Annotated in this window: 16 protein-coding genes; 9 read left to right on the forward strand and 7 right to left on the reverse strand. The window is 69.1% G+C overall.

The genetic code is table 11. From position 1 onward, the window contains the following. Positions 1-115: 115 nt before the first annotated feature. Complete coding sequence (locus ABD817_RS03455; protein WP_344914843.1) at positions 116-2,047, reverse strand: glycosyltransferase family 4 protein; 1,932 nt, start codon at positions 2,045-2,047, stop codon at positions 116-118. A gap of 209 nt (positions 2,048-2,256) precedes the next feature. Here ABD817_RS03455 and wecB point away from each other — a divergent pair, with 209 nt between their 5' ends. From wecB to ABD817_RS03480, 5 genes are all read left to right on the forward strand, one after another. Continuing rightward, positions 2,257-3,426, forward strand: coding sequence for a non-hydrolyzing UDP-N-acetylglucosamine 2-epimerase (gene wecB / locus ABD817_RS03460; protein WP_344914845.1), 1,170 nt, complete (start codon positions 2,257-2,259; stop codon positions 3,424-3,426). A gap of 64 nt (positions 3,427-3,490) precedes the next feature. Next, complete coding sequence (locus tag ABD817_RS03465; protein ID WP_344914847.1) at positions 3,491-5,548, forward strand: glycosyltransferase family protein; 2,058 nt, start codon at positions 3,491-3,493, stop codon at positions 5,546-5,548. A 207-nt stretch (positions 5,549-5,755) separates the two neighbouring features. Further along, positions 5,756-6,205: a helix-turn-helix domain-containing protein gene (locus ABD817_RS03470; protein ID WP_344914849.1), complete on the forward strand. Its 450-nt coding sequence runs from the start codon at positions 5,756-5,758 to the stop codon at positions 6,203-6,205. After that, positions 6,186-6,761 carry a PIN domain-containing protein gene (locus ABD817_RS03475; protein WP_344914851.1) on the forward strand — a complete coding sequence of 192 codons (576 nt, stop codon included), beginning with the start codon at positions 6,186-6,188 and terminating at the stop codon, positions 6,759-6,761. Before ABD817_RS03470 ends, ABD817_RS03475 begins: the two co-directional genes overlap by 20 nt. 602 nt (positions 6,762-7,363) lie before the next feature. Then, positions 7,364-9,793 (forward strand): DUF4132 domain-containing protein, encoded by a 2,430-nt coding sequence (locus tag ABD817_RS03480; protein WP_344914853.1) that lies wholly within the window; start codon positions 7,364-7,366, stop codon positions 9,791-9,793. A gap of 65 nt (positions 9,794-9,858) precedes the next feature. Here the strand turns inward: ABD817_RS03480 and ABD817_RS03485 are convergent, their stop codons facing one another. The 3 genes from ABD817_RS03485 to ABD817_RS03495 are packed head-to-tail and all read right to left on the reverse strand — an operon-like array spanning position 9,859 to position 10,791. Continuing rightward, entirely contained in the window at positions 9,859-10,038 is a 180-nt protein-coding gene (locus ABD817_RS03485) for a helix-turn-helix domain-containing protein (RefSeq protein WP_344914855.1), read from the reverse strand. Then, positions 10,035-10,553 (reverse strand): DUF6879 family protein, encoded by a 519-nt coding sequence (locus ABD817_RS03490; protein WP_344914857.1) that lies wholly within the window; start codon positions 10,551-10,553, stop codon positions 10,035-10,037. Before ABD817_RS03490 ends, ABD817_RS03485 begins: the two co-directional genes overlap by 4 nt. After that, positions 10,537-10,791 (reverse strand): hypothetical protein, encoded by a 255-nt coding sequence (locus ABD817_RS03495; protein WP_344914859.1) that lies wholly within the window; start codon positions 10,789-10,791, stop codon positions 10,537-10,539. The genes ABD817_RS03490 and ABD817_RS03495 overlap by 17 nt, the downstream gene beginning before the upstream one ends. Positions 10,792-11,144: 353 nt before the next feature. Here ABD817_RS03495 and ABD817_RS03500 point away from each other — a divergent pair, with 353 nt between their 5' ends. Together ABD817_RS03500 and ABD817_RS03505 are read left to right on the forward strand one after the other, a co-directional pair. After that, the gene (locus ABD817_RS03500; RefSeq protein ID WP_344914861.1) at positions 11,145-12,338 is read left to right on the forward strand and encodes a serine hydrolase domain-containing protein; all 1,194 of its coding nucleotides are present in this window, start codon (positions 11,145-11,147) and stop codon (positions 12,336-12,338) included. Positions 12,339-12,397: 59 nt separating this feature from the next. Further along, complete coding sequence (locus ABD817_RS03505; RefSeq protein ID WP_344914863.1) at positions 12,398-13,291, forward strand: aldo/keto reductase; 894 nt, start codon at positions 12,398-12,400, stop codon at positions 13,289-13,291. 4 nt (positions 13,292-13,295) lie between these two features. Here ABD817_RS03505 and ABD817_RS03510 read toward each other — a convergent pair whose 3' ends face one another. After that, the gene (locus ABD817_RS03510; protein ID WP_344914865.1) at positions 13,296-13,892 is read right to left on the reverse strand and encodes a dihydrofolate reductase family protein; all 597 of its coding nucleotides are present in this window, start codon (positions 13,890-13,892) and stop codon (positions 13,296-13,298) included. Between the two features lie 106 nt (positions 13,893-13,998). After that, a complete protein-coding gene (locus tag ABD817_RS03515) occupies positions 13,999-14,586 on the reverse strand; it encodes an ArsR/SmtB family transcription factor (RefSeq protein ID WP_344914867.1) in 588 nt (195 codons plus the stop codon). A gap of 155 nt (positions 14,587-14,741) precedes the next feature. Between ABD817_RS03515 and ABD817_RS03520 the strand changes: the two genes are divergently transcribed. Together ABD817_RS03520 and ABD817_RS03525 are read left to right on the forward strand one after the other, a co-directional pair. After that, on the forward strand, positions 14,742-15,398 hold the full coding sequence (locus ABD817_RS03520; RefSeq protein ID WP_344914869.1) for an RNA polymerase sigma factor: 657 nt from the start codon (positions 14,742-14,744) through the stop codon (positions 15,396-15,398). Beyond that, positions 15,395-16,054, forward strand: coding sequence for a hypothetical protein (locus ABD817_RS03525; RefSeq protein ID WP_344914870.1), 660 nt, complete (start codon positions 15,395-15,397; stop codon positions 16,052-16,054). Before ABD817_RS03520 ends, ABD817_RS03525 begins: the two co-directional genes overlap by 4 nt. A 271-nt stretch (positions 16,055-16,325) precedes the next feature. Here ABD817_RS03525 and ABD817_RS03530 read toward each other — a convergent pair whose 3' ends face one another. Then, entirely contained in the window at positions 16,326-16,598 is a 273-nt protein-coding gene (locus tag ABD817_RS03530; RefSeq protein ID WP_344914872.1) for a GlsB/YeaQ/YmgE family stress response membrane protein, read from the reverse strand. Between the last annotated feature and the right edge of the window lie 380 nt (positions 16,599-16,978).

Below are 16,978 nucleotides of genomic sequence, written 5' to 3' on the forward strand. Positions count from 1 at the left end.
ACGCCGGAAACAACACTTCATGGTCGCAAAGGCTATCTCAAGTCCGAACGAGCTACGCCTAATGCGATTGAACGCATCACAAACGGCTGGGATCCCCGTTACCAACACGAGACCATCAACCAGCAATCGATCGGTAAATATCACGGTACGTCTCCGCGACGCGGCTCCACGTACGCTTCGCCGCCACCTCCGCCCGTCCGGCCTCCCCCATCGCGGCCCTGCGCACCGGATCGTCACGCAACCCCGCGATCGCCTTGGCCAGCGCCTCCGGGTCCCCCGCGGGCACCAGAAGCCCGGCCCCGTCGGAGCCCACGAGCTCGGAGAGGGCCGGCAGGTCGCTCAGCACGACCGGCTTGCCGAGAGCCATCGCCTCGACGGGTTTCAATGGCGTAACAAGTCGGCAGACGCGCAGGTCCTCGCGGGGGCAGACGAAGATGTCGATGGCCGCCTGCGCCTGCAGGGCCTCGTCGGGGCCGACCCGTCCCGGCAGGATCGCGATGTCGCCCAGCCCGAGCTCCTCGACCTGTTCGAGCAGCGCCGCCCGCTCCACGCCGTCGCCGACGAGCAGCACCCTGACCGGCGCGCCCTCGTCCCGCAGGAGCGCGGCCGCGTTGATCATGGTGGCGAAGCCCTCGTAGGCCACGATGCTCGACACCGAGCCCATCACGATCTCGCCGGGCTCGATACCGTACGCGGCGCGGAACGCCGCACCGTCGTACTCGGCGCTGAGCAGCGCGTCGTCCACCGCGTTCGGCGCGAGATAGATCTTCTCCCTCGGCACCCCGCGTTCGACGATCTCGGTGGCCATGGTCTCCGCGAGGGTGACCACGGCGTCGGCGGAGCGCATGATGAACGCCTCGCGGTCGCGCTGGAGCACGTGCCGCTGGCTGCCGATGCGCTTGGGGTCGCGGGAGGCCCAGGTCTCCTCCAGGAAGCCCCGCACCTCGTAGACCACCGGCGTGCCGGTACGCTCGCGCACCGCCAGCGCCACCGACCCGTTGCGGTGGTCGGTCGCGGCGTGCAGCACCTGCGGGCGCAGCGTCCTGACCAGCTCGGTCACCTCTCCGGCGCCGCGGATCATCCGCCCCTGGCTCTCGAAGGGCACCTCGCCGCTCGGGATCAGCCGGTGGTAGGGGATCCCGTCGATCTCCTCGTACGGCGTCGCGTCGGCGTGCCCCTGCATCATCGGCCAGCCCCAGCTGGTCACGACGTGCGGATCGAGCCCGGCGGCCTTCTGCGAGGTGACGATGCGGTGCGTGCGGACGGTGTACCCGGCCTGCGTGTACGGCAGCGCGTTGGTCACGCAGTGCAGCACCCGGCCCTGGAACCGCTCACCCACGATCACCTTCGCCTTGGGCGGGATCGGGTTCGGCTGGATCGCGGCCAGCTCTCCGGCGTAGTAGGCGTGCCGGCGCTTGATGAAGGGGTAGCGCGTGTGGGCCTGCAGCACCGCGGCGGCCTCGCTCATCCGGCCGGAGTCGAAGTGCTCCTTCGCCTCGCTCCACGGGCCCTTCACCAGGCGCATGCCGAGTTTGCGTACGACGATCTTGGCGCGGCGCGCGACGGGCCAGGCGAACCGGCCCACGACGGGGCGGACACTCGGCGGGAGCGTCTCGGCCGCCGCCTGCGCCACGCGTACCGGGTCGGACTTCACCTTGGTCGCCACGACCCGGGAGACGATCACCGGGTGCTGGACGAACCCCTTGATGAGCCCGCGCAGTCCCGCCCTGGCCGACTTCGCCGACACCAGGGAGGCGGGCGAGCCCGGGGAGGTCGAGTCCGGGGAGCTTGGGGCGACCGAGGACGCGGGGAGAGACGCGGGGACCTTCTCCTCGTCCTCGTCCGAGGGCCTCGCCGTGACGACGGGCATGTCGGAGACCGGGGCCGCGTTCGCGTCCGGTTCCGTGGCGCTGTCTGGGGTGCCGTCCGGGGTGGGGTCCGTGTCGTGGTTCGCGACGGGGTCCGGGGTCACGTCCGCGAGGGGAGGCGTCTCCGCGCTCGGTGGGGGTGGCGGCTCGGTGGGCGTGTCCACCGCGGGTGCCTCCACGACCGGAATCGTCTCCCCGGAGGAAGGGGATTCCGGCTCCGAGGATGTTTCCGGCGTGAGGGGTTTCCTCTCGGAACCCTCGGGGCCCGGGGGCTTCGCCGGAACTTTCGCTGGAACCGAGGGGGAGTCTGGCCTGTTGGCATCGGATACCACGCCGTGACCGTACCATAGGCAACGTTTGCCCCACTGCCGCATGAAAGGCGAGGTCAATGAGGGACTTTGCCCGTCCGGGCGCTGCTCAGGGCCCCGATAATCCCCTCGTCCTGCACGTGCTCGGCGCGCGTCCCAACTTCGTGAAGGCCGCCCCGGTGGTGCGCGCCCTCACCGAGCTCGGGGTGCGGCAGGGCATCGTCCACACCGGTCAGCACTACGACGCGCTCATGTCGGACGTGTTCTTCGCCGACCTCGGTCTCCCCGAGCCGATCGCCAACCTCGGCGTCGGTTCCGGCTCGCACGCCCGCCAGACGGCTGCCCTGCTGGTCGGCCTGGAGGACGTGGTGCTCGAACACCGTCCCACCCTGGTCGTCGTCTACGGCGACGTGAACTCGACGCTCGCCGCGATCCTCGTCTGCGCCAAGCTCAACGTGCCGACCGCGCACGTGGAGGCGGGCCTGCGCTCCTTCGACCGGGAGATGCCCGAGGAGGTCAACCGGATCGTCACCGACGGCCTGTCCGACATCCTCTTCGCCACCTCGCCGGACGCGCTCTCCCACCTGGCCGCCGAGGGCGTCGACCCGGCCCGGGTGCACCTCGTCGGCAACCCGATGATCGACAGCCTGTTCTCCGCGCTCGACCGCCTCGACCCGGCTCCGGTCCGCTCCCGGCTCGGCCTTCCCGGGCGGTACGCGGTGGCCACCCTGCACCGTCCCGGCAACGTCGACGACCCGGCCTCCGCCAAGGAGCTGGTCGAGGCCGTGCTGTCGGTGAGCGGGCGCCTCCCGGTCGTGGTGCCGCTGCACCCGCGCGGCCGGACCCGCCTGGCGGAGGCGGGGCTGGTGAACGGGGAGAACCTTCTCATCGTCGACCCGCTGGGTTACGTGGACTTCCTGTCGCTGGTGCGGGGCGCGACGCTGGTCGTCACCGACTCCGGCGGCGTGCAGGAGGAGACGACCATGCTGGGCGTCCCCTGCCTCACGGTGCGGCCCAACACCGAGCGGCCGATCACCATCACGCACGGCACCAACCGGCTCGTCACCCCCGCGCAGCTGCCCGCCGCCGCCGACCGGGCGCTGGCGGAGGGCGCGGCGACGCCGTCGGGCGAGCTGCCCCCGCTCTGGGACGGCAAGGCCGGTCCCCGGATCGCCCGGGTGATCGAGAGCTGGCTGCGCGGCGGCAACCTCTCACCGGCCGGCCAATCCGTATCGCCCAAATCCCTTTAAAACGACTATTTCGGTACGGCTATGGTCGTACGCTGGCACGACCCCTGACAAAGGCGATGTCCCCATGAGCGATGAGACCCCAGAAGAGCCGAAGTTCCAGCGTCTCGGGCCGATCAACTGGCTGCCCGAGGAGCGCAAGGTCGTCGAGCGCCTGGAGGAACGCGTCCACGACCTGGAACGGCGGCTCGCCATCGCCGAGGCGCGGGCCGACTACGCGCAGTGGAAGCTGGAGTCCACCAAGGTGCAGCGCCCCTACCGGGTGGCCGAGGCACTGACGGCGGCCAAGGGGCCGGGGGTCACCGCGCTGCCGGGCAGGCTGCGCTCGGCGATGCAGGCCCGCAAGGGGCCCAAGCCGCCCCGTCCGGTGGCCGAGGTGGTCGAGGAGCTCGACCAGCGGGGGCCCGTGGTCGACGTCCCGCAGGTCAAGTGGCCCGCCGGTCCGATCGTCCGCCCCGACATGAAGGTCGCGGTCATCCTGGACGACTTCTCCCGGATGGCGTTCAAGTACGAGTGGGACCAGATCGAGTTCGGGCTCCGCGACTGGCCGCAGATCTTCGCCGAGCGCCGTCCCGAGATGCTGTTCGTGGAGTCGGCCTGGCACGGCAACCAGGGCCGCTGGCGCTACCAGATGACCGGCACGAACGCTCCCAAGCCGGAGCTGCTCGCCCTGATCGACTGGTGCCGCGCCGAGGGGATCCCCACGGTCTTCTGGAACAAGGAGGACCCGCCGAACTTCGACTTCTTCATCGACACGGCCAAGCTGTTCGACTACGTCTTCACCTGCGACGGCGACATGGTCCCCCGCTACCGCGAGGTGCTGGGCCACGACCGGGTCGACGTCCTGCAGTTCGCCGCGCAGCCCCGGGTGCACAACCCCATCCAGGACAGGCAGGGCCGCGTGAACGACGTGGTCTTCGCGGGCATGTACTTCCGGGACAAGCACCCCGAGCGCCGCGAGCAGATGGAAACCGTCATCGCCCCGATCCGCGAGCTCGGGCTGCACATCTTCGCCCGCAACGGCACCGTGGACCCCAAGTACGCCTGGCCGAAGGAGTACGTCCCGCACATCGTGGGCGAGCTCCCGTACGACCGGATGCTGGCCGCGTACAAGATGTACAAGGTCTTCCTCAACGTGAACTCGGTGCTCGACTCGCCGACCATGTGCGCCCGCCGCGTCTTCGAGCTGTCTGCCTGCTCGACGTCGGTGGTCTCCGGCTGGTCGCGGGCCATCGAGGAGACCTTCGGGTCGCTGATCCCGATCGCCCGTGACGAGCTGGAGTCGTACAACCAGGTCCTGCACCTGATCAACAGCCCCGAGCTGCGCGCCCGGCAGGGGCACCTGGCCATGCGCGAGGTCTTCGACAAGCACCTGTTCTCGCACCGCGTGGACCAGATCCTGGGAATTCTCGGCAGGCCGGTGCAGCGGCGGACCCGGTCGATCTCCGTGGTCCTGCCCACCAACCGCGCCGCCCAGATCGAGCACGCGATCTCCTCGGTGGCCCGGCAGATCCACCGGCCCGTCCAGCTCGTCATGGTCCTGCACGGCCTCGACATCGACCCCGTCGTCGTCGCCGACAAGGCCAGGATGGCCGGGATCACCGACGTGGTGGTCCTGCCCGCCGACGAGTCGCTGTCGCTGGGCGCCTGCCTCAACATGGGCATCGCCGCCGCCGAGGGCGAACTGATCGCCAAGATGGACGACGACAACCTGTACGGCGAGCACTACCTGTCGGACCTGGCCCGCGCCTTCGACTACTCCGACGCCGAACTGGTCGGCAAGGGCGCCCACTACGCCTACTTCGAGGGCGGCAACACCACCATGCTGCGCCTGCCCGGCCTGGAGCACCGCTACGCCTTCCTCGTCCAGGGCGGCACCTTCCTCGGCAAGGCCGACATGTTCCGCCACTACGGCTTCGAGGACGTCACCCGAGGCGAGGACACCCGCCTGGTCCGCCGCCTCAAGGAAGACCGCGTCAAGATCTACTCCGCCGACCGCTTCAACTTCGTCTACTGGCGCAGCGGCGACAAGACCATGCACACCTGGCAGGCCGACGACATCAAGCTCACCCGCAACGCCCAGTTCTCCTTCGCCGGCCACCCGGAAGCGCACGTGATGATCTGACCTCTTCGGAGACAACTCAGGAGGCGCGGCCGGGCCGGCGGGAAGCAGGATCCCGCCAGGAGCGGCAGCCCACGTCGACATGCCTCCGGTGCGAATCGATGCCTCTCACCTTTCACCTCAAGAGCACCTAAAGCGATCATCCGACCACGGACATCCGTTGCGTTTATTGCGTTTGTGTCGGATACTGCGTTTGAGGAGGTGGGGAAGATGACCGTTGCCCCGATCCAGCCGAACTCGTCGGACGCCCTCGCGGCCCGTGACGCGCTTCGCCGAGTTCGCGGCTACCTTCGACGTCATCCGGATAGTCCCGCGCGAATCCCCGTCGTGGTGGAGGAGACGCGCGAGGAGCTGGTGATGCCGCGCGCGGCTGTGGAACTGCTCGCGGCGATACTCGCTCACATGGCGGCGGGCCGTGGAGTGTCTGTGGTGCCGGCCCACGCGGAGCTGACGACCCAGGAAGCCGCCGACCTTCTCAACGTGTCACGGCCTTACCTCATAGGTCTGCTCGAAGCGGGCGAGATCGAATACCGTCTGGTCGGCACCCATCGAAGGGTGCGGGTGGAATCACTGTTGGACTATCGCCGAAAGGATGATCAGCGACGCCGAGAGGCGGCGGACGAGTTGTCGGCCGCGACGCGTGAGCTGGGACTCGACTGAGATGGCCTTCACGGTTCTCTACGACGCGTGTGTTCTGTACCCGAGTACGCTTCGTGATCTTTTGATCCGGATCGCACAGGCGGGCCTGGTACAGGCGAAGTGGACTCAGCAGATCTTGGATGAGATGTTTGAGGCGATCAGAGAGAACCGGCCGGACATCGCTGCGGAAAAGCTTGATCGTACTCGTGCTTTGATGATCAGAGCTGTGCGGGACTGTCTGATCACCGGCCACGAGCCGCTGATCGAGGGAATCAAACTCCCCGACCTCGATGATCGCCATGTTCTCGCCGCAGCGATCCGGGCACGGGCTCAAGTGATCGTCACCAACAATCTGAAGGACTTCCCGACGGGCTCCTTGTCCGGGTGGGACATCGAGGCCAAGAGCGCGGACGACTTCGTTCTTGATCAGATATATCTGAATGAAAAGGTCGTCTGGGCCTGCGTTCAGCAGATCGCCGACTCCTGGAAGAATCCTCCCGGCGCGGTCGAGGACGTGCTGGCCAGTCTCGAAAGGAACGGCCTCCTCCAGTCGGTCGCCGAACTGAGGGCTGTCTGAGAAAGGCCGACTCCTCACGGACGGGCAACGGTTTTCGAAGCGCGGCGATCACCACGGCATCGGCGTTTCGTACTACGTGTTCGCGCTCCGGCGGGTGGGTGCTCCGGGCGGCCGTCGTTGGTGGCCGTCCGGTGTGTCAGGCCTCCGGCCTGGCGGGCGCGCCGGTCACGGATTTTTACAAGCCGCCCGGAACACCCACCCACCTCCGCACACGGCTCGTCCCGCCGTACGCCGTGCGGACCGTAGTCGCTTCCTTGCGGGCCGCCCATTGGGCTCTGGGACGCTGAAGCGATCCGTACGGGATCGTCGGCGGCCGGGCGTCGTAGCTGAAGCGTCCGTGCGGAAAGGAGCGCAGGGGCGCTCGCCGTAGTTCCCGGCGGGGGGTGCGTGCGATCCGGGATCCCCGTCCGGTGTCCACGACCTCCACCGGAAGCGGGCCGCGCCTGCCGTCGCGGTGAAGTCGGCCGCGTCTTTGTCGGCCCGGGTTGCTATAGATGACGCTGTCACCCCCCGACGATCAAGGGATGTACCGATGGCGTTGCTCACCCACCACTTCGGCGACTCGGTCGTCGTCGAGTTCGTGGCCCGGCAGGGAGGCTGACGTGGCGATCCTGGATGAGATGCCTTCGGCCCAGCGGGCCTGGCTCGACTGCCTGGACGAGGTGACGTTCGACGTCTTCGAGCGGCTGGACGCGGTCTTCGACCCGGCGGAGCACGCGCCCTGGGACGTGAAATTCACCGAGACGCCGATGGGGAGGCCGGCGGAGGAGTTTGGTGGTGCCGAGTGGCGAGCCCTGGGACTGTGGGGCCAGCTCCGCCTGCACATCAGCATGGGAGAGGGCCATTACAACCGGGCGTTGACCAGTGTCTTCACCCCCGTGCTCCGGCGCGACCCCCGATGGACCCCGGCGGAGATCGAACTGCTGTGGCGCGTCGCCGTCACCCCGCTGGACAGGAACCAGCAGCCGGCAGACCTCTACCGGTTGCCTCTCGCCGCGACCAGACGGCTGCCGGTCGCCGAGCGCGAGCCCTACGTGGAGTTCTTACGGCAGGTCAAGGCCCATCTGGCCGAACGGCCGTGGGGAGCGACCGACTCGGTCAAACGCGTCATCGACAACCTGCTGGCCGACCACGCTGGCGATCCCGCGGCCGCCGCCCGCGACCTCGTCAACGAGCTGGACCCGTTCGCCGTGCTCCTGCGTGAGGAGTACGCCGCCCGGTTCGGCGCTCCCGAGGTGCTGCCGTTGCTGCGCCACTGGACCACGGCCACGAACACCCGGCCCAACGCCGCCTGGCTCGACCAGGCCGCGGCGCTGCTCACGCCCGCCGCCGTCGCCCTGGTCAAGGACGTACTGGGCCGCATTCCCGATTACCGCGAGCACGTCGAGTCGCGTTTTCACCGGACCATCGTCACCTACTTCCACGAGCACACGGCGGTCCTGGTGCGCGGCATGGTGTGGACGTGCGAGCTGGTCGACGAGCCGTGGGTGACGAAACTGCTCGGCGACGTGGCCGTGGCGACCGGCATCGGCGTCGGCGGCTCGGGGCCCAACTCGCGCAACGAGCGGACGACCAACGCCGCCCTCGGCGTACTGGCCCGGCGCGGCGGCCTGGAGGTGGTCACCCAGCTCGCCCGGGTGCAGGCGAAGGTCCGCAGGAAGAGCATCCTCGCCCTCGTGGCCAGGACCTTGAACGCGGTGGCCGAGCAGACCGGCCTGTCGCCCGAGCAGCTCCTGGACCGGACCGTCCCGTCCTTCGGACTCGAACCCGACGGCACCCGCACCGAGCACGGCCTGCGCCTCTCCGCCGACGGTGTGGTCACCTTCGTCGACGACGGCGGCAAGGTCCGCAAGACGATCCCCAAGGCCGTGCGCTCCGCCCACGGCGAGTTGCTGGCCGAGCTCAAGGCCACCGCCAAGGAGCTGAGGAAGACGCTCCCCGCCGAGCGCTTCCGGGTCGAACGCGCCCTGGTCACCGAGCGGATCTGGCACTGGCGCGACATCTGCGCCTACTACCTCGACCACCCGGTGACCGGCAGGTACGGCAGGGCGCTGATCTGGGAGATCTCACAGGGCTCCGCCGGCCTCCCCGTCCGGACCGCCGACGGCTGGGAGCTGACGGACCAGCGAGGACGGAGCATCCGGCCCCTCCCGGACACCCCGGTGAAACTGTGGCATCCCATTTCCGCCACCGTGGACGAGGTACGCGCCTGGCGCGACCACGTCCTCACGATCGGCCTGCGACAGCCGTTCAAGCAGGCGTTCCGCGAGATCTACCTGCTCACGCCCGCCGAGGAGGGCACCGGCGACCACTCGCGGCGCTTCGCCGACCACTTCCTCAGGTACGGCCAGGCCAAGGCGCTGCTCACCGAACGCGGCTGGACCGGCCTGTCGCTGGGCCACTGGTGGGCAGAGGGCGGGTACGACCAGGCCGAGGCCGTCAAGGAGCTCCCGGGGCTGACCGTCCATTGGGACTTCCACCTGGACGAGGCGTCGGGCGAGCGCGACGGGTACGGCACCGCCTCGGTCTGCGTCAGCGGGGACATCCATTTCACCGACGAACACGGACACCGGGTCCCGCTGGCAGAGGTGCCGCCGCGAGTGTTGTCAGAGGCGCTGCGCGACGCCGACCTGGCCGTCGGCGTCACCTCCACCGGCCTCGCCCCCGAAGGCCACGACGACTACTGGCACTCCTACAACGTCGGCGACCTCACCGAAACCGCTCAGGTCCGCCGCGACGCCCTGACCAGGCTGATCCCCCGTTTGACCATCGCCGACCGGCTCGAACTCACCGACCGTTTTCTCCGCGTCCGAGGCGACCTTCGCCCCTACAGGATCCACCTCGGCTCCGGCAACATCCTGATGGAGCCCAACGACGCCTACCTGTGCGTCGTTCCCGGTCGTTCCGCCGACCGTGTCTTCCTCCCGTTCGAGGAAGACGGCGGCATGCTGTCGGTCATCCTGTCCAAGGCGTTCCTGCTGGCCGCGGACACCACCATCACCGACCCGTCCATCACCCACCAGCTCCGCTGACCCACCCAGTCTATGGAGTGACCTGTCCGACCGCGCCGCCCCCATCGGTCTTTAAGCGGTGACGGTCACGAGTCCGTCAACGCGGGGGTGAGCTTTCCTGTCTCAATCTTGCTGATCTTACTTTGGGACATGCTGCAGAGCCGCGCGAGCCGATCTCCCGTGAGACCGGCTTGCTTGCGGAGTGTTTTTAGCTTCTCCGCCAGGTCTTGCTTTGATCGCCCCAGCTGTTCAGGATCTAACGTCACTCATGATCTTTCATGTACTGCGCGAATGAAACGGAGTTCTCCACAGCAATCTGTTTCCACCGCCGATATGGTCCGGAGCTTCCTTCGATCAGCTCTCGATTGATCTGGGTTCCGTCTGGCCGGAAGTTCAGATGGACCACGGACGAGTCATCGAACATCCACCAGTCTTGATCGGAGGGAATGTCAATGACTTGATCTGTGAGGTCGAGTATTCGGATGTCCTCCCCGGCCATGATGTTTCCAGGGATTCCCCACGCGAGCTGGTAGCGTTGGTAGTCGGTCAGCGGCCGACGAACGACACGCACTCGGCCGATGCCCTTACCCGCGTCCACGTAGCCGGTGACCCTCCTGTGCCATGCGGCGTTGTGGTTGTCGGGCTTGGGTTCTCCTCGCAGGAAGCGGGCAAGGCTTTCCGCCTCTGCCGGCATGGTGTACTTGGGCTGTGTTTCCAGCCGGAAGGCGTCGCGCTGAAAAGAGTCGAAGAAATCTTTCCATGACTCACCATCCAAGAGCAAGAACGGCCTCCCTGAGAACGCCTTCCGGGATCTCTACGGCGGATTCCCCGTCAGGCACCCTCAAGCCCTTGAACTCGTCGCCCTGGACAACGAACGTCCGCCTGTCGGTCAAATAGACATTGGGACAGTCGTTGTCGTCGCACTCACCGTCCCCATTGCCCGTTATCCGGGTTAGTTTGGGGCTTTGAGTCATTGCGTTTCCCTTCGGATCACCGTGCCGATCGGGTTTCGTGTCCATGACGGTAGAGGGGGGGATCCGGGGTGGTCAATCAATGTCACGGATATTCCTTTCTCGAATAACGGGAGGTGAGACGACCCGCCCGCGCGGGAGCGGCGCATCGTTCTCTCCCTGGAGGTGCCAGGACCCGCACGGAGTTCGGCTCTCCATGCGGAAGGAGGCTTCGAAGCCACAAGGACTGCGGGCGGATGTGCTGGTGGCGGCCCTCTCCTGGTGTGGTGGTAGTGCTGGCCGTACCCGCGTGGGCCGGTGGGCGGCACCTCGTACAGGCCGGTGGGCGGGATCGATCATGATCTGCTCGCACCGGCAGGCTTACTGGCACCGCACCGCGCCATCGAGCAGAGAGTCCCGTGATGCCCCCTTTCACCACCGTCACCTCCCCGTCGACCAGGCCCGCGTCCGCCGGGCGCCGTGGCCTGCTGGCCCTGGCCACCGCGGCCGCCGTCGCGCTGGGTGGCCTCAGCCTGTCCCCCGCCCCGGCCGCCGCCGACACCGCCCCGCGAACCGGTCCCGCCGACAACGTGCAGACGAGCCTGAACGACCTGGTCCGCGGCGGTGGCTTCCCCGCCGCCCTGGCGGCGGTGCGGGGCCGTGACGGGCGTACCCGCGACTACACCGCCGGTGTGGCGGACCTGAAGACGCGGGCGAAGGTTCCGGTCAACGGGCGGGTACGCGTCGGCAGCAACACCAAGATGTTCGTCGCCGTGGTCGTGCTGCAGCTGGCCGGGGAGGGAAAAATCGACCTGGACGCGTCGGTGGAGGAGTATCTTCCCGGCCTGATCCGCGGCAACGGCAACGACGGCCGGAACATCACGGTCCGCCAGCTGCTGCGGCACACCTCCGGCCTGCCGGACTACGCCAAGGACGCGTCGCTCTTCTTCGAGTTCCAGCACCGCTACCTTGAGCCTCGCGAACTGCTCGACAGGGGGCTGGCGCAGAAGCCGGTGGCGGCTCCGGGTGAGAAGTGGAGCTACAGCAACACCAACTATGTCGTGCTCGGCCTGCTCGTGCAGAAGGTCACCGGCCGCCCGATCGGCGAGGAGGTCACCGGCCGGATCATCAAGCCGCTCGGGCTGCGCGACACCTACTGGCCGGGCCTCGGCGAGCAGGGGATCCGGGGCGCCCACCCCCGCGGCTACGCGTCCACGGGACCCGCGTCCATGGTGGACGTCACGCGGATGGACCCGTCCATGGCGTGGGCGGCCGGGCAGCTCATCGCCGCCCCGCGTGACGTCAACGGCTTCCTCGTCGCGCTGCTGGGCGGCGAACTCCTCAAGCCGGCGCAGCTGGAGGAGATGAAGCAGACGGTCGAGATGCCCGCGTCCCCGGCCGGTTGGGGCTACGGGCTCGGCCTGATGAAGGTCAAGCTGAGCTGTGGCGGCCACGCGTGGGGCCACGGCGGCGATATCCCGGGGTACGAGACCCGTAACGCCGTCACCGAGGACGGCCGCTCGGCCACGGTCGCGGTGACCTCGCTGCCCGGCACGCCGGCCGCCGGTCAGCAGGTTGACGCCGCTCTCGACACCGCCCTGTGCCCCGGCAGGTAGCGCCGCGCCTGGATCGGTGTCGGCGTTCCCGGGCGGCTGGGTGATGGCAGACTTCGCCCATGGATTCAGGAAGCATCACGGCGGCGGTGGCGGGCACGTGGGAGCTCGGTGACCTGACGGTCAACCGGATCGGGTTCGGCGCGATGCGGCTGACGGCGAACGCCGACGGCACGCCGAGTGATCGTGACCGGGCGATCGCCGTGCTGCGCCGCGCGGTCGAGCTCGGGGTGAACCACATCGACACCGCCGCGTTCTACTTCTCACCGCTGCGTTCCGCCAACGAGCTGATCAACCGGGCGCTGGCCCCGTACCCCGACGATCTGGTCATCACCACGAAGGTCGGACCGGGCAAGGACCCCTCGGGCGCGTGGCTGCCACTGGCCAGGCCGGAGCAGCTACGCGGCCAGGTCGAGGAGAACCTCCGTCAGCTCGGCCGCGACCACCTCGACGTGGTGAACCTGCGGGTCCACGGACCCGACTCGATCGCCGAGCGCTTCGGCGCGCTGGCCGAACTGCGCGACGCCGGGCTCATCCGCCACCTGGGCATCTCCAACGTCAGGCCCAGGCATCTCGCCGAGGCCCTCGCCATCGCCCCGGTGGTCTGCGTGCAGAACAGGTACGGCCTCGGTGCGAACCCCGAGCGTCACGAGTTCCTGCGCGCCTGCGGCGAACAGGGCATCGCGTTCGTGCCGTTCTTCGCGATCGCCGGGGAGGGGCGCGAGGCGGGCGCGAGCGGCACCGACGACGAGGCGGTCCTCGCCGTCGCGCGCGCCCACGGGGCGACGGCCGCACAGGTCCGGCTGGCGTGGACGCTGCTGCAGGGGCCGCATGTGCTGGCCATCCCGGGCACCGGAAATCCGGACCACCTGGTCGCCAACGTGGCCGCCGGAGCACTGCGGCTCTCGGACGACGAACTCGCCCGCCTCGAAAGGGAGACCCCGGTCGCCTTCTGACCGATCACACCTCGCCGGCCACCCGGTAGGTGCACAGGGACACACCCGCGTCGCTGGTGGCCGTGGAGACCAGTTCGAACGTGCGCAGGGTGCCGTCGGCGGGGAAGATGGTCTTCCCGCCGCCGAGGATCACCGGCATGACCACGAGTCGGAGCTCGTCGACCAGGCCCTCGCCCAGGAGGGTGCGCGCGAGCGTGGAGCTCCCCATGACCAGCAGGTCGCCGCCGTCGGTCTCGCGCAGTTTCCTGATGTGGGCGACGGCCTCGCCACCGGGGATGCGCGTGGTGTTGTTCCACGTCAGCTCGTCGTCGCCCAGCGTCTGGGACACGACGTACTTCGGGAGGGAGTTCATCCGGTCGGCGAACGGGTCACCGGCCTGGTCGGGCCACGTCGCGGCCATGCCCTGCCACGTGCGGCGCCCGAACAGCAGCGCCTCGGTCCCGGTCAGCGCGCCGTCGAAGGCGCCGCCGACCACGTCCGGGTCGAAGAACGGGTGGGACCAGCCGCCGTGGGCGAAGCCGCCGTCGGTGTCCTCGTCGGCTCCGCCCGGCGCCTGCACGACGCCGTCCAGGCTCATGAACTCGATGATCACGATGCGCATGGGATTCGCTCCTATGAGGGGTGTGTGTTCTGAGGTGTGACGTCACCGGTCCGGACGAGCGCGTGCGCGCCCGGACCATCACGGACCGGTCGGGGCCCCGCGCCGCTCAGCCCGTTTCCTTCAGGCTCGGGTGGAGGGCGACGACGATCCGGTGGTCGCGGCCGTTCTCGGCGGACTCGTCGTGGTATTTGGACACCAGCGCCGTGACGGCCCCGGCGAGCTCCCCGGCGAACGCGGCCCGGTCGGCGGCCGAGGCGAAGCGCACCTCGCCGTCGATCGCGAAGGTCGCGACGCGCTTGCGCGCCTTGGTGGCGCCGGTGATGAGCGACCCGACATCGCGGACCAGCCGGGCCGCGACGGCCAGCAGCCAGCTCGCCGACAGCTGGTCGGGGGAACGGGCCGGGTCGGGCTCGACGGACGCCAGCGCGGTCGGGGAGATCACGTAGGAGGCCGCCGTCGCGCGCATGATGCGCTCGTTGACGTTGCCCTTGCGCCGCTCCTCGATCATCTCGACGAGCCCGTGCGCCTCAAGCGTCTTCAGGTGGTAGTTGACCTTCTGCCGGGGCAGGCCGACCTTGGCGGCCAGCATGGTCGCGGATCCGGGCTCGCTCAGCTCGGCCAGCAGCCGGGCCCGGATGGGGTCCAGCGAGACCTCGGCCGCGGCCGGGTCCTCGATCACGGCGATGTCCTGCATGCCCGCAGACTACTTCCGACAAATTATATTGTCAAGAAAGTCGTATTTTCCGGAAGGGCGGGTCACGGCTGACCGCCGCATGGCATATGGGCATGATGTCGGGAATCCAGGAACCGGCGGGTTCGGGCGGACAGTACATGTGTGTGGAAACGACTATGCGTGCCCGGATACGCGCCGGGGATCCGGACGCCTTCAGCCGGCTGTTCGACGACCACGCGCGCTCGGTCTACAACCACGCCTTCCGGCTGACCGGCGACTGGTCGGCCGCCGAGGACGTGGTCTCCCTCACCTTCCTTGAGGCGTGGCGGCTGCGGGGCAGGGTCGACGCGGACGGCGGCTCGCTGCGTCCCTGGCTGCTGGGCGTCGCGACCAACGTGGCCCGCAACGTCAACCGTGCCGCCCGGCGGCACGCGGACGCGCTGGCCAGGCTGCCTCCGGGCGAGGCGGTGCCCGACATCGCCGAGGAGATAGCGGGCCGCGTCGACGACGACGAGCTGCTGGTCTCCGTGCGGGCGGCCCTGGCCGCGCTGCGCAGGCCGGAGCGGGAGGTGCTCGCGCTGTGCGTGTGGGCCGGACTCGGGTACGCCGAGGCGGCGGAGGCCCTCGGCGTACCGGTGGGCACGATCCGCTCCCGGCTCTCACGGGCGCGGAAAAGACTAAGGAGGCTCGCCACGGACACGGCGACATCGACATCGACATCGACATCGGTGGTGGCGGCGGCGGGAGAGACGCGGGAACCTCGGGCGCGGTCCAGACAGGTAAATGGTGACCGCGACACCGCGGTCCGGCTCGTTCGGGAGAAGCACCGGTGAATGTCCCCAGGCCCCAGGCTGGTCACGATCAGATCGAGGAACTGGCCCGGCTGCTGCCGGTCCCGGTGGAGCGGGAGCTTCCGGCGAGCCGTCACCGATCGCTCAAGGAGTTCTTGATGACCGAGATCCACCAGGACGCCCAGCCCGCCGGGCCGAGGCGGCGGCTGCCGCGCCCGGCCCTCCTCGCCCCCCTGCTGGCCGTCGCCGCCGTGGCGGTCGCCGCCCCGCTGGCCCTCGGCGGCGGTGCGGCCTACGCCGTCTCCAAGAATGACGACGGCACCATCTTCATCACCATCAACGAGGCCAAGGACCCCAAGCGTCTCCAGGCGGACCTGCGGGACATGGGCCTCAACGCGGTCGTCGACTACATCCCCAGGGGCAAGAAGTGCAGCCCGCAGCCCCGCAGCCAGAGCTTCCTGTCCAAGGAGGAGGTCCCTCTCACCGTCTGGCCGGGACCGGAGACCCAGGAGTCCGGCTTCACGATCGACCCCAGGGCCGTCGGGGACGGCCAGGTCGCGGTGCTGGAGTTCAGCGTCTCCGAGCAACCGCATCTGGCGGTCGCCGGAATCTGGGCACGCGTTTCCGACGGCCCCGTAGCCGACTGCGTGCTGGTCGACAGCACCGAGGCCCCACTCGGCCCACCCGAGGGTGACTGACCGCGCTCTTCCCGGGGCCCGGGTGCGCGGACCCCGGTTTCCGCCGGTGGCCGCGTCGGCGAGGCGGGCGGGAGGTCCGTCACAGGCAGGTGAGGCGGGCCAAAGGTCCGTCACGGGCAGGTGAGGCGGCGTTTTCGGGGTGATGGTGACGCGCACGACGACGGCCCCGCCCCGGGAAGATCCGGGGCGGGGCCGTCGTGGGTGCCCGAGGGTGGTGGTCTCCGGGTTCTCCGGGATCTTCCCGTGGAATCCGGCCACCCCGGGTCACGGGCTAGCGGACGCCTCGCCTGCCGTACAGGCTCACCGCCAGGATGACGCCGACCGCGGCCAGGGCGACCTGAATGATCAGTTCGATCCAGTCGATGCCGGACGTGGCGGAGACCCCCAGGGCTCCGGCGATCGCGGTGCCGATGAGTGCGGCGACGATACCGATCACGATGGTCAGCCAGATCGGGATGCCCTGCTTGCCGGGCACGACGAGCCGACCCAGGGCACCAATGATGGCGCCGATGACGATGGCGGTAATGATGCCGGTGACTGTCATGTTCCACGCTCCCTATCTGCTCAGCTGCCAGGCGTATGCCCTGGGAAAGAGGAACAACACATAACGGGGTGACCCGAAATTGGTGGCCACTCGCCGGGACGCGCCCTGAGCTCGTACGGGACATGCCGTAAGGGGGTCGCGAATCGGTCCCGGGCGGGGGTCGAGGGCCGGGCGCACCGGTGCCTGGGGTGGGAGATCGGGGGCCGTCCCGGTGTTCCCGACGGCCTACCGGCGCGGGGCGCGACGCCGTCCGGGAGGGATCGGAGGAGCACAGGCCCGGTGGCGCCGGGGACGAGGGCTCCGGCGAGCGGCTCCTCGCCCTGCTGGGAGCCGCTTTACCCGGCTCCTTTTCCAATGCCGCCGCTTCACCCGTCGCTTTC

It is taken from the genome of Streptosporangium oxazolinicum (assembly GCF_039537505.1).
GTDB classification, from domain to species: Bacteria; Actinomycetota; Actinomycetes; order Streptosporangiales; family Streptosporangiaceae; genus Streptosporangium; species Streptosporangium oxazolinicum.